The organism is Mycobacterium sp. (genome assembly GCF_046095365.1).
GTDB lineage: Bacteria > Actinomycetota > Actinomycetes > Mycobacteriales > Mycobacteriaceae > Mycobacterium.
The window spans coordinates 1-10,792 of sequence record NZ_JBJTJF010000219.1 but is presented as its reverse complement, the minus strand read 5'-3'; the positions used below and the strand labels follow the sequence as shown (position 1 = coordinate 10,792).

The following is a 10,792-nucleotide window of genomic DNA, read 5'->3' as shown; positions in this document are numbered from 1 at the left end:
GAGGTTGTGCAGTTTCTCGATATGGCAGTAGCCGATGGTCCGGCCGGCGCGATGGCCCTCCCAGATGATCGACGCGTCATGGCTTTTCGCGTAGCGCTGCGCGGTGTAGCTGAACGGGGCGTCCCAGCTCCAGGCGTCGGTCCCGGTCAGCCGCACCCCGCGCTCCAGCAGGTACAGCGTGGCCTCCCGGCCCATCCCGCAGCCCTTGCTGACGTAGTCGGGGGCACCGTAATGCGTTCCGGCGCTGGTGTTGACCACCACGATCTCCAGCGGGGCCAGGGTGTGCCCGATCCGCTCGAGTTCGGCTGCCACGTCCTGGGCGCCGGCCACGTAGCCGTCCGGCAGGTGCCGGAAATCCAGCTTCACCGCCGGCTGCAGGCACCACTCCAGGGGCACCTCGTCGATGGTGATCGCCCGCTTGCCGCCGTCCATCGTCGAGGCGTAGTGGTAGGGCGCGTCGAGGTGGGTGCCGTTGTGGGTGGTGATGCGCACCCGTTCGATCGCCCAGCCCTCGCCGTCCGGCAGATCGGCGGCGGTGGCGCCGGGAAAGAAGGACACCACCTCTTCCGCGGTCTGCCGGTGGTCGTAGTAGTCGATCTCGGGGAGATGGCCGGGCGGGTCGGAGGCGATTCCGGCCTGGAGCGGAACTGACAGGTCGACGAACCGGCGCGCCGTCATGAGGGCCAATCGTAGCGGCGTTCAGGGTGGTTCAATCGCGCCATGGTCTCCGCTATCCCGGCCCGCCCCGACGAGGTCAGCGCCGAGTGGCTGGCCGGTGTGCTGAGCGGGCCGGGCCGCCCCGTCGCCGTCGACGCGGTGGCGCTGAGCCCGATCGGCACCGGCCAGACCGGCGCCACCTACCGGATCACGGCCAGCTACCCGGAACCGCAACCGGGCCTGCCGGATTCGTTCGTCGTCAAGCTGCCCGCCCAGGAGGAGGCGGTGCGGGAACGGGTCGCCCTGAGCTACCGCTCCGAGCACGCGTTCTACACAGGGGTGGCCGGGACCGTCGCGGTGCCGCTCCCCCGGTGCTACCACTGCGCCCTGGGCGGGCAGGGTGCGCAGTTCGTCCTGCTGCTGGCCGACATGGCACCGGCCGAGCAGGGCGACCAGCTCCGGGGATGCACCCGGGCCCAGGCGCGCCTGGCGGTGACAGCGCTGGCCGGCCTGCACGGTCCGCGCTGGTGCGACCCGGCGTGGCTGGACTTCCCCGGCACGGTGATGCCCAGACCCGACGCGCCGAGCGCGCGCGGGCTCGGCGACATCACCCGGCTGGCAGCACGGACCACCGTCGAGAAACTCGGGTCGCGCATGGACCCGGCCGACTGTGCCACCGTCCTGGAGTCGGCCGACCTGATCGCGGACTGGCTGCTGGTCTCCCCCGACCGCTTCAGCCTCCTGCACGGTGACTATCGGGCCGACAACCTCCTGTTCGCACCAGGGCGGGTGACTGTCGTGGACTGGCAGACGCTGGCCGTCGGGCTGCCGGCCCGCGACCTGGCCTACTTCGCCGGAACCAGCCTGGATCCCGACGAGCGCCCCGACTGCGAACGGGAACTCGTCGGTGTCTATCACCGGGCCCTGGCCGAGTACGGGGTGGCCGACTACGACGCCGAAACCTGTTGGCAGGACTATCGTTTCGGGATGCTGCAGATCCCGCTGATCACCACGCTGGGGTTTGCGTTCTCCGCGTCCACCGAACGAGGCGACGACATGGTGCTGGCCATGCTCGGCCGCGGCTGCCGGGCGATCCGGGAGCTGGGCACCCTCGAGTTGGTTCGTGCGAGGAACTAGACCTGGTCGGCGCGGGCATCCGAGGACGGCCCGCCGGGCTCGGTGGAGATGTCCGGGGAGAACTGGTCGGGCGAGAGCCCCGCTTCCCCGGCCGCGGACGTCCCGACGGCCGGCGGCGCGACACCGGCGGGCCGCCGGCCGCGCTCCGAGCGCCAGTCCCTCATCAGCTGGACGATTCCGGCCACCGCCAGCGCGATGACCACCAGGGCCAGCGGTGTGCTCCCGGTCAGGGCGGCGACCGCCAGCGCGACCACGCCCGCGACGGCCAGCACCAGGACAGCGCGCACCGTTCCAGTCTGCCCGTGCGCGCGCGGTATCCCGGCGCGCGGCGGACGGCGTGTTTCAGGCGGCGGCCGACCGCCGGCCGGGTCGGATGTGGACGACCGCCGCCGCCGGCGGTGCCGGCGTCTCTTCGCGCGCCAGCAGTTCCGCGCTGTCGGGAAGTTCGCGCGGATTGATCAGACCCTCGGCGATCTGGCGCAGCACCGCATGGGCGCGCGCCAGTTCGTGGCGCTTGCGGTACTGGCCGCCGGGCAGCTTGACCGCGGCCCAGACCCCGTACTCCTCGCCGGCCTCGACGGCCTGGCGGGCGCACCGGCGCTGCTCGGCCAGCGGGCAGCGGCGCAGGCAGATGGTTCTGGCCCGGGCCGCGGACTGCTCCCAGAGACGGGCCTTGGCGGTCCCGTCCCGGGCGTCGTCATCGGCGTAGCCGAACCACAGGTCCGGATCCGTCGAGCACGGGCGAATGTCCATCAGGGCCTCCTCGGAATCAATTATGATACGAAAGCGTATATACACGACCGCCGGTCCGCAAGTAAAACGTAAACAGAAACAGATAGCCGAGTCCTGCTGTGTACGATTCGGCCATGGTCGGAGCCCGACGGTGAGCCGCACGGCGGCGGGCGCCGCGATCAGGGCGCTGCGGGAGTCGAGGGACTGGTCGCTGGCCGACTTGGCCGCCGCCACCGGAGTCAGCATCATGGGCCTGAGCTACCTGGAGCGTGGAGCCCGCAAGCCACACAAAGGCACAGTTCAGAAGGTTGAGAACGGCCTCGGACTGCCGCCGGGGACCTACGCGCGACTACTGGTCGCCGACGATCCGGATGCCGAATTGGCCCAGTTGCTGGACGCGCCCGGGACCCGGTCCCCCGTTCCCCGCACCACCGGACCGATCGTCGTCAGCCGGCATACCGACGCCGACGTCCTGGAGGCGCACGCGGAGGCGCACCTGGAATCGCTCAACTCGTTGATGGCCCGACTGCCGGCGGAGACATCAAACGAATACGAGACGTATATTCTGAGCGTGATCGCTCAGTGCGTGAAGGCGGAGATGCTGGCCGCCAACTCCTGGCGGGTCGCCGTCAACGCCGGATCGCAGTCCGCGGGCCGGCTGATGGCCCACCTCCAGACCCGGGAGGGCATCCGGGCCGGTCTGCTGGCCCGGATGCCGGGCGGCATCGGCGCCCGGTTCGACCAGGCCTGCCGGAGCAGCGCGCTGCCCGACGCCGTCATCGCGGCGCTGCTCGGGGTGAGCGCCGAGGAGATGTGGGACATCCGGAACAAGGGGCTGATCCCCCCCGGCGCCCTCCCCCGGGTCCGGGCTTTCGTCGAGGACGGCCGATGACCGAGGTCGAACTGCTCGCCCGCGCCCACGCCCTGTTCGGCGCGGCCGCCGGGCCACCCGGTCTCGATGCCGGCCGCTCCCCCGGGCCGAAGGCGGCCGAGCAGGGCGGAACGATGGCCGCCCACTACCGCCGGGCCGCCAGGTCGCGGCTGGCCGAGCTGGACGAGTCGCGCCGTGTGGATGCCGCTCTGTCTGCGATCCTGCATGCCGCCCGGGCCGACCACGCCGCCGCCCATCGCGACACCGGCGCGGTGCTGGCGGCCGCGCGCGCCGACGCCGCCGCGGTCGCGGGCAGTCCCATCGCGGCACGAGAGCTGTTGGCGCGCCGGATGATCCGGCTGCGAAGACAACGGGCCCACGTGCAGGCGGCGCGCGCCGCCGCCAGCCGCCGCCGGTCCGGACTCCGCTCGCTGCGCTACCGCATCGACGGCGGCGGAGGTTCCGGCGTGGACCGGCGTGCCGAGACCGCGGTGCGTGCGGCGCTGAGCCGGCTGGGCCGGCCCTACGTCTGGGGCGCCACCGGCCCGGACCGGTTCGACTGCTCGGGTCTGGTCCAGTGGGCCTACGCGCAGGCCGGTGTCCGGCTGCACCGGACCACCTATCAGCAGATCCACGACGGCATCCCGGTTGCGCGTTCGGCCATCCGGCCCGGCGACCTGGTCTTCCCGCACACCGGACACGTCCAGATGTCGATCGGCGGGAACCTGGTCGTCGAAGCCCCCCAACCGGGTGCGACCGTGCAGATCAGCCGCCTGGGCGCGAATGTGGCGGTTCGCCGGCCGGTCTGAGTTGTCCGGGCACCGGCGTCCTCGGTAGCGTCTGCCCCGTGGCGGCGGGAGGCGAGTCGGCGGACGCGCTGGAGGCGGCGCGCCGGGCCCTCGCGGCGCGGGATGCCGACCTGGCCGCCGCCGACCGCGCTCTGGCCGACGCGGTGGCGGGCGCGTACGCCGCCGCCGTCGAGTCGATCGGCCGCATCGAGGCCATCGAATCCGAGGTCGAGGCGGCCGCGGCCGACCAGCCGAAGGACACCCCGGCCGGGGCACGCGAGTTCGGCCGGCACCTGGTGGCGGTGAACCGCGAGGCCGCGGACGTCGTCCGCTGGGCTAAGGCCCAGGCTCGGGCGAAAACCGTTGCGGTCAAGGAACTTACCGAACGCTATCTGCCGCCGGCGCCGTCCTGAGCCCTTCTCCGACAGGTGAATTGTCAGCCGCCCAGAGGCTGCCTACAGTCGCCGTCATGAGAGGCACGCGGTGGCGTCGTACCAAGACCTTTTCGACGCGATAGCGCGTGTTCGCGCGGCCACCGGTGACCGGGACTCCTGGCGAGACGGATTGTCCGGCGCGGACATCGCAGTGGTCTGCAACCCGCTGAGCCCCCCGGCCGTCCTCGGGGACGTACTGGCGAAGGTGGTCGCGGCCCATCCCGGCGCCTTCGTCGCCGGCCCGCCGGTACCGCCGCCGACGCGGGTCGGTGAGGGCGCCGCGGCGGACGCGATCAGGGGCGCCGAAACCGCACTGGCCCAGCAGCACTCGGCCGCCGCCCAACTGGACCTGCAGGTGGTCACCGCGGTGCTCAACGCACACTCGGCCCACGGCAACGGGTTGGCCGAGTTGGAACGGCTGCAACGGGAGATCGAGGGTGCCGTGCTTTCCCGGACCGACCTCGACACGGCCTCGGGCGCGCGGGAGTTCCAGCGATTCCTGATCGGGAAGGTGCGCGACATCCGGGCGGTCGTGGACGACACCGGCCTCGACGCCACCTCCAAAGCCGCCCTGGCGGCGGCGCTGGCATCGCTGTACTCGTCGGCGACCCCGGAGTCCGCAGGGTCGCCGGGGGAGTCGCCGGGGGAGTCGCCGGGGGAGTCGCCGGATGACTGCGACGATCCGCCGCCTGGTCACCGCCGGACCCCGTCTCCCCAACCCGTGCCGGAGACCGGGAGTGATTCGGCGGCAACCGAATTGCCGTATCCCGAATTCCCGTACTCCGATGCCGAGCTGGTCGGCGAACCGCCGCCGCCGCCCGGATTCACCGGCCCGCCGGCGGGCGTGCCGGGGATGGCCCCAATGCCGGCCTGGGGCGGGGGAGCACCGGGATCATTCGGGAGCGGGCCGCACATGCCCTTCGGCGGCGGCCCGGCGCCGCTGTCGTCGGCGACCTTGCGGGACCTGCTCGGTCACGACGCCGTAGACCCGCCGCCCGAGGAGAACCGCGGCCGCCGCGACGATCCGGAGACGGCCGGCGCGCAGGACGCCGGACGGGAAGCCCCGACCGGGCCCGGGGCCGAGCCGACCGGGGACACCGCCGTCGAGCTGCCCGACGGCCAGGTCGTCACCGCCCCCAGCCCCGAGCTGGCGGCCGTCATCAACGCCGCGGTCTCCGGTACCCCGATCCCGGACGCGTTCCGCGAGCAGGGCATCACTCTTCCGCCGCCGGGCGCGGCCGTGCCTGCGCCGGTCGCGGTCACCGACCTGATGCCCGGCGACGTCGGCATCCTCACCGATCGCCACGCGCTGGCCCTCGGTGCCGGCAAGGCCCTCCTGGACAAGCAGATCCAGCCCATCTCCGGCGTCACCGGAGCAGGCTTCCTAGGCTGGCTGCATCCGCCGGCTCCGGGCACCGCCGAGAGAGCGCCGGTAGTCCCGGCACCGCAGCCGCCGCAGACGGCCCCGTCCTGACAGGAGTGAACGATGGCAGAACGCCTCAACGTCGTACCCGGTGAACTTCGCCGGGCCGCCCGCGAGCATCTACTGGCCGCCGAGCAGCTCGGCGCCGTCCCGGCCGGCCACGCCGAGGTGATCGCCGCCCTGGACTCGCTGGGACCGGTCTTCGCGGAGTTCCGCGATGCCGGCCGCGAACTGCTGGACCACCGGCGGGCGTGCTACGAACAGCAGTCCGCCGCGCACGCCGAGATGGCCGACCGGCTCAACCGGGCCGCCGACACCTGGGAACAGCAGGACTCCGACGCGGCCCGGCAGGTGCGGGCGGTCACCGAGGCGGACCGGTGAGCGAGGTAGCCCCGGAATTCGACGCCGTGCACCCGAGCGGGCACGTGCTCTTCCGCTCCAGCCGGGGCGGTTACCTGCACAGCACGGCGCTGTCCGAGGGGACCCGCGGGGCCGACGCGGGGGAGCTGGCCGCAGCGGTGCTGCTCGCCGCCGAGGTCTCCCATTTGCGGGCCGTCATGCAGATCCGCCGGGAGATCATCGACGCGGGATTCAGCCCCTCGGCCGGTCTGGCCACCCCTGCCGAACTGCACCGCGCCGAAGCGGAACTGAGCCGACACCGCCTCACCGGCGACGACGCCTGACGATCTATCCGGTCTCCGGCGACCGGCTCGCCGGGCGGATGTCCTGCGGGGGCGCAACGGGATTCGACCCGAACAGCTCGCGTGCCCGCCGAAGCAGCGCGCGCACCTCGTCGAGTTGTTGCTGCAGCACCGACTCAGCCATGCGGCAACGCTAACCGCCCGACGTCCCGGCCACAATTCAGTCCCGGGGGATCTCGGAGTTGATCCGGTCCAGCAGAGCGGTGTAGCGCCGGGCCTCCGGATGGGGACCGGGCTTGCCGCTGCTCACCAGACCGACGGCGAGGTCCCGCGACGGGTCGGCCCAGACCGCGATGTTGGTCAGCCCGGTATGACCGAACGCCGCACCGGCGTCGCGGCCGAACGGGCCGAAACGCCGCGAACCCAGCATGAAGCCTGTTCCCCAGCGGATCGGGGCCAGTCCGGTGGCGACGTCCGGCCGCAGCCGGCGGCACTCCCGGGTGGCCGCCCTGAGCGTCTCCGGATACATCACCCGCACCCCGTCGAGTTCGCCTCCGCGGCAGAGCATCTCGGCGAACCGGGCCAGTTCCTCGGCGTTCGACACCGTGCTCGACGACGGGACCACACTGGTCAGGAACATCGGGCTGTTGGAGAACGGGACGATCTTCGTCATCGAACCGCCAAGCGCCAACTTCAGCGCAGCCGCGACCGGGCCGGGCAGCGGTCTGCCGGTCACGTGGCTGGGCGCGACCAGGGGGACGTCGGCCTCGGCCACCCCGTAGTTGGTCCACCGGAAGCCCAGGGGGTCGAGGATCTCGGTGGCCAGGATCTCCCGGATGTTGCGGCCGGTGGCCGCCGAGACGATCTCGCGCACCAGCGGCCCCCAGGTCACGCCGTGGTAGATGTGCATCAGGCCGGGCCGGTGGATGGGTCTGAGCTCACCCAGTCTCTCCCGCGCGTAGTCGCTGTCGTTCATCCGCCGCAGGTCCGGTCGCGGCCCGTTGGCGAACGGCACCCCGGCGCTGTGGGTCAGCACATGCCTGATCGTGGTGCGTTCCTTGCCGTCTCCGGTGTAGGACGGCAGGTACTCACAGACCCGGTCGTCGAGCGCGAAGGCGCCGCGTTCGACGAGCATGTGCACCACCGTGGTGGTGACGGCCTTGGCCGCGGAGTACACGCAGAACGGCGTGCCGGTCCGGACCGGGATCTTCTCGGCGTCCGGGGGATCGCCGGGCCCGTTGCCCCAGCTGTGACCGATCGCGCGGTTGAGCACCACCTCCCCGTTGCGCCGCAGGCACAGCTGGATGGCGGGTTGTGTTCCGGCGGAGTACCAGTGCCGCACCGCCTCCCAGATGCGTTCGGTTGCGGGGGAGGGGTGCTCGTCGCCGGCGTCGGTGACGGCGTCGAGGTCGGCCGTAACCCGGATGCGGCCGTCCACCGTCAGACCCGGCGGTACAGGGTTGCGGTCAGGTGATTCTGCAAGGGCTGGGCCACTGCGCCCATCTGGAGGTCGTAGTGCAGCTCATCGCCGGCGACCCGGATCCAGCGCTGAAGCGCGACAACCTCTTTGGCCGACGACGTGCGGCCTATCGAGGTCGATGCCACCTCGATCACCAACACCCCGGCCGAGTCGGCGAGAGTGCCCTCGTCGATCTCGGTGATGCCGCTCGGGTGGGCCAGCACCAGCTCGACACGACCGGGGGCGGGCATCCGGATGTAGCCCGTCTCGGCGTGCAGCGGTAGACCGTCCTCGGAGCGGGTCCGCTGCGCGTAGGTCAGAAAGGGCTTGCCGACATGGCCGATCGTGACGTCCTCGAGGTACTCGAACGGCTCGATGGTGGGGTAGTCGCCGACGCCGCGGCCCGACCAGGTGCCCAGCAGCGGGGCCAGTGCGGCCACGGCTTGATGAAGTTCGGCCACCTCACACCGGTCCGACCAGTTCGACCCAGTTACCGTCCGGGTCGGCGACGAATGCCCAGCCCATCCCGGGCACCGCCGGGAAGGCAGCGGGCGGCTCGACGACCTGGTAGCCGGCGTCGCCGGCCTGCCGGGCGGCGTCGCGGACGTCGGCGACCACCAGGGTGATGTAGCGGATGCCTGCCTGGGCCCGCCCGCCGCCGGGCACCGCCGGAGCCGCGGGCGGCCGGTCGTAGCTGACCAGTTTGAGCACGACATTGGGACCCACCGCGTACCGCTTCATCGACCCGCCGGGGAACTCCAGGTCGCCCTGGTGGGCCAGACCCAGCAGATCCTCGTAGAAGGCCACCATCGCGTCGCGGTCGGTGGTCACCAGGCCCACCTCGATGCTGGGGGCGAGCAGTTGCACGGCCATCCGTGATCCTCTCAGCGGGCGGGTTTGGTTCCGACGGTGATCAGGTCCCACACCGCCCGGGTCCATACCGGCCGGTCCACCCGCCGCTGATCGGTGATGTCGAAACCTGCGTCGGTGAACAGCTTTCGCATCTCCGCCGGCGACGGGCTGTGCATCACGGTGGATTCGTCCGGCGCGAACCTCTCCAGCAGCTTGGGCATCGGCGGGGTGATGGTGGCCACTGCCACCAGGCCGCCCGGTGCCAGAACGCGGTTGAACTCCCGCATCGCAGCCGGCTGGTCGAAGAAGTGAAAGGCCGACGTGGTGACGACGGCATCCAGTGCGCCGTCCCCGAAGGGCAGCCGCTCGGCGGGGCCCTTCATCCAGCGGACCTGCGCCGAGCGGACCTTGGCCTGCTCGAGCATGCCGTCGGACATGTCCACCCCGTACACCTCGTTCGGGTGCAGTTCTTCTTGTACCCGTGCCGCGAGAATGCCTGTGCCGCATGCGATGTCGGCGACACGCTGCGAGCCGGCGGCGCGAAGTTTCGCGACCACCTCGTCCTGGGCGGGCCGATAGACCCAGCGCTGCAGGTACGGCAGGTCGTAGAGCGGCGCGGCGAGACTCCAGAAACGCGTGACGGCGGCATTGAACTGCCGGCCCGGTGTCGTCATTGGTGCTCCCTCGTCTCTGAGGGAGTATGGCAGTCGAGGCGGGCTAGCGTCGCCCGGTCCTGCGCAGCGGTACGACGTGGTCTTGCCGGGCCAGCCCGGCGACGGCCGAGACGATGTTCGGCGCGGTCGGCAGCAGTCGGTCGGGATCGCAGATCCGCAGCAGCCGTTCGACTTCGGGTCCGGGGACCAGCACCCAGTCCATCCCCAGCCGCCGGCACCGCGAGGACACCCGGTGCAGGACCGAGTAGCCGGCGGTGCCGAAGAAGTCCAGCCGGGAGAAGTCCAGGACCAGCTGCCGGTAGCCGGACAGGTGGTGCTCGATGCGGCCGGATGTCTCCCCGGCGCTGGCTGCGTCGATCGCGCCGAAAGCGGCGATCAGGACCGCCGCCGCACTGAGCTCCCGGGCCCGGACCGTTTCGCGGCGGCCACCCGGCTTTCCCACGGCGGGCAGCGGTGTCACGTTGTCGGCGACGGTCATGGCGGCCTCCGATCTTCGGAATCCGCGAAACCCGCCGGGTTTCGCGGCACAGCTGTCGATGGATTCCCAGGAAATCACTGACCCTGAGCGGCTGGATGCTCAACCTGGAACGGAATCTAGTACGGGATCCGTCGACCTGCCAGAGGCCTTTGGTAATCACTATTCAATCAGTTCAGACCGGTCTTTTCCGTACGGCTTGAGCCCCTCCGAAATGTTTTTGCACCGTCAATAACGCTTCAGACAACGGATTCCGCAGAGAGGCTGGTCGCGGCAGGCCCTTCCCGGGATTGGCTATCGTTAGCCCGGTCATGACGATCCCGTATCCGGCACAGACGCCGGCCTGCTACCGCCACCGCGACCGGCAGGCCTATCTGGCCTGCAACCGGTGCGGCCGGCCGGCCTGCCCGGAGTGCATGCGCAGCGCTGCGGTCGGCCACCAGTGTGTGGACTGCGCGGCTGCGGCGACGACGGTGGTCGCGCCGCCGCGCGCGCCGGGCGGGGTGCGGCGCCCCGGCGCGCCGCTGGTCACCTACGGGCTGATCGCTGTCACCGTCGCCGTCTTCCTGCTGCAGATGAGCTCCCGGATGGTGGTCTACCGGCTTGCGCTGGTTCCGCTGTTCGTCGCCGCCGGCGGCTACTACCGGCT

Annotated in this window: 17 protein-coding genes; 8 read left to right on the top strand and 9 right to left on the bottom strand. The window is 71.5% G+C overall.

Annotated features, from left to right (window positions below):
• Window positions 1–678, bottom strand: a 678-nt coding sequence (locus ACKOQ4_RS17215; RefSeq protein WP_526293805.1) for a cyclase family protein, incomplete at its 3' end; no start/stop codon positions are given.
• Window positions 679–720: 42 nt separating this feature from the next.
• Here ACKOQ4_RS17215 and ACKOQ4_RS17210 point away from each other — a divergent pair.
• Window positions 721–1,794, top strand: coding sequence for a phosphotransferase family protein (locus ACKOQ4_RS17210; RefSeq protein ID WP_526293804.1), 1,074 nt, complete (start codon window positions 721–723; stop codon window positions 1,792–1,794).
• Here ACKOQ4_RS17210 and ACKOQ4_RS17205 read toward each other — a convergent pair.
• Window positions 1,791–2,081 carry a hypothetical protein gene (locus tag ACKOQ4_RS17205; RefSeq protein ID WP_526293803.1) on the bottom strand — a complete coding sequence of 97 codons (291 nt, stop codon included), beginning with the start codon at window positions 2,079–2,081 and terminating at the stop codon, window positions 1,791–1,793. The genes ACKOQ4_RS17210 and ACKOQ4_RS17205 overlap by 4 nt on opposite strands.
• Window positions 2,082–2,136: 55 nt before the next feature.
• Window positions 2,137–2,547, bottom strand: coding sequence for a WhiB family transcriptional regulator (locus tag ACKOQ4_RS17200; RefSeq protein WP_526293802.1), 411 nt, complete (start codon window positions 2,545–2,547; stop codon window positions 2,137–2,139).
• A gap of 130 nt (window positions 2,548–2,677) precedes the next feature.
• Here ACKOQ4_RS17200 and ACKOQ4_RS17195 point away from each other — a divergent pair, with 130 nt between their 5' ends.
• The 6 genes from ACKOQ4_RS17195 to ACKOQ4_RS17170 all read left to right on the top strand — a co-directional run bounded on the left by ACKOQ4_RS17195 (window position 2,678) and on the right by ACKOQ4_RS17170 (window position 6,725).
• On the top strand, window positions 2,678–3,418 hold the full coding sequence (locus ACKOQ4_RS17195; protein ID WP_526293801.1) for a helix-turn-helix domain-containing protein: 741 nt from the start codon (window positions 2,678–2,680) through the stop codon (window positions 3,416–3,418).
• A complete protein-coding gene (locus ACKOQ4_RS17190) occupies window positions 3,415–4,206 on the top strand; it encodes a C40 family peptidase (protein WP_526293800.1) in 792 nt (263 codons plus the stop codon). The genes ACKOQ4_RS17195 and ACKOQ4_RS17190 overlap by 4 nt, the downstream gene beginning before the upstream one ends.
• 38 nt (window positions 4,207–4,244) lie before the next feature.
• Window positions 4,245–4,598 carry a DUF4226 domain-containing protein gene (locus tag ACKOQ4_RS17185; RefSeq protein ID WP_526293799.1) on the top strand — a complete coding sequence of 118 codons (354 nt, stop codon included), beginning with the start codon at window positions 4,245–4,247 and terminating at the stop codon, window positions 4,596–4,598.
• A 70-nt stretch (window positions 4,599–4,668) separates the two neighbouring features.
• Window positions 4,669–6,093, top strand: a complete 1,425-nt coding sequence (locus ACKOQ4_RS17180; protein WP_526293798.1) for a DUF4226 domain-containing protein — start codon at window positions 4,669–4,671, stop codon at window positions 6,091–6,093.
• A 12-nt stretch (window positions 6,094–6,105) separates the two neighbouring features.
• On the top strand, window positions 6,106–6,423 hold the full coding sequence (locus ACKOQ4_RS17175) for a type VII secretion target (RefSeq protein ID WP_526293797.1): 318 nt from the start codon (window positions 6,106–6,108) through the stop codon (window positions 6,421–6,423).
• Complete coding sequence (locus ACKOQ4_RS17170; RefSeq protein ID WP_526293796.1) at window positions 6,420–6,725, top strand: DUF2694 family protein; 306 nt, start codon at window positions 6,420–6,422, stop codon at window positions 6,723–6,725. The genes ACKOQ4_RS17175 and ACKOQ4_RS17170 overlap by 4 nt, the downstream gene beginning before the upstream one ends.
• Window positions 6,726–6,729: 4 nt before the next feature.
• On the opposite strand, the gene ACKOQ4_RS17165 is transcribed toward ACKOQ4_RS17170, so the two are convergent.
• Genes ACKOQ4_RS17165 through ACKOQ4_RS17140 form a run of 6 tightly spaced genes read right to left on the bottom strand, consistent with a single transcriptional unit; the run spans window position 6,730 to window position 10,146 of the window.
• Window positions 6,730–6,867, bottom strand: coding sequence for a hypothetical protein (locus ACKOQ4_RS17165; protein ID WP_526293795.1), 138 nt, complete (start codon window positions 6,865–6,867; stop codon window positions 6,730–6,732).
• Window positions 6,868–6,903: 36 nt separating this feature from the next.
• The gene (gene lipE / locus ACKOQ4_RS17160) at window positions 6,904–8,121 is read right to left on the bottom strand and encodes a lipase LipE (protein ID WP_526293794.1); all 1,218 of its coding nucleotides are present in this window, start codon (window positions 8,119–8,121) and stop codon (window positions 6,904–6,906) included.
• Window positions 8,122–8,123: 2 nt separating this feature from the next.
• Window positions 8,124–8,603, bottom strand: coding sequence for a peroxynitrite isomerase (locus tag ACKOQ4_RS17155; RefSeq protein WP_526293793.1), 480 nt, complete (start codon window positions 8,601–8,603; stop codon window positions 8,124–8,126).
• A 1-nt stretch (window position 8,604) separates the two neighbouring features.
• On the bottom strand, window positions 8,605–9,015 hold the full coding sequence (locus tag ACKOQ4_RS17150) for a VOC family protein (protein ID WP_526293792.1): 411 nt from the start codon (window positions 9,013–9,015) through the stop codon (window positions 8,605–8,607).
• A gap of 11 nt (window positions 9,016–9,026) precedes the next feature.
• A complete protein-coding gene (locus tag ACKOQ4_RS17145) occupies window positions 9,027–9,668 on the bottom strand; it encodes a methyltransferase domain-containing protein (RefSeq protein ID WP_526293791.1) in 642 nt (213 codons plus the stop codon).
• Window positions 9,669–9,711: 43 nt separating this feature from the next.
• Window positions 9,712–10,146 (bottom strand): STAS domain-containing protein, encoded by a 435-nt coding sequence (locus ACKOQ4_RS17140; RefSeq protein ID WP_526293790.1) that lies wholly within the window; start codon window positions 10,144–10,146, stop codon window positions 9,712–9,714.
• A 308-nt stretch (window positions 10,147–10,454) separates the two neighbouring features.
• Between ACKOQ4_RS17140 and ACKOQ4_RS17135 the strand changes: the two genes are divergently transcribed.
• On the top strand, window positions 10,455–10,792 hold a 338-nt coding region (locus tag ACKOQ4_RS17135; RefSeq protein WP_526293789.1), incomplete at its 3' end, for a B-box zinc finger protein.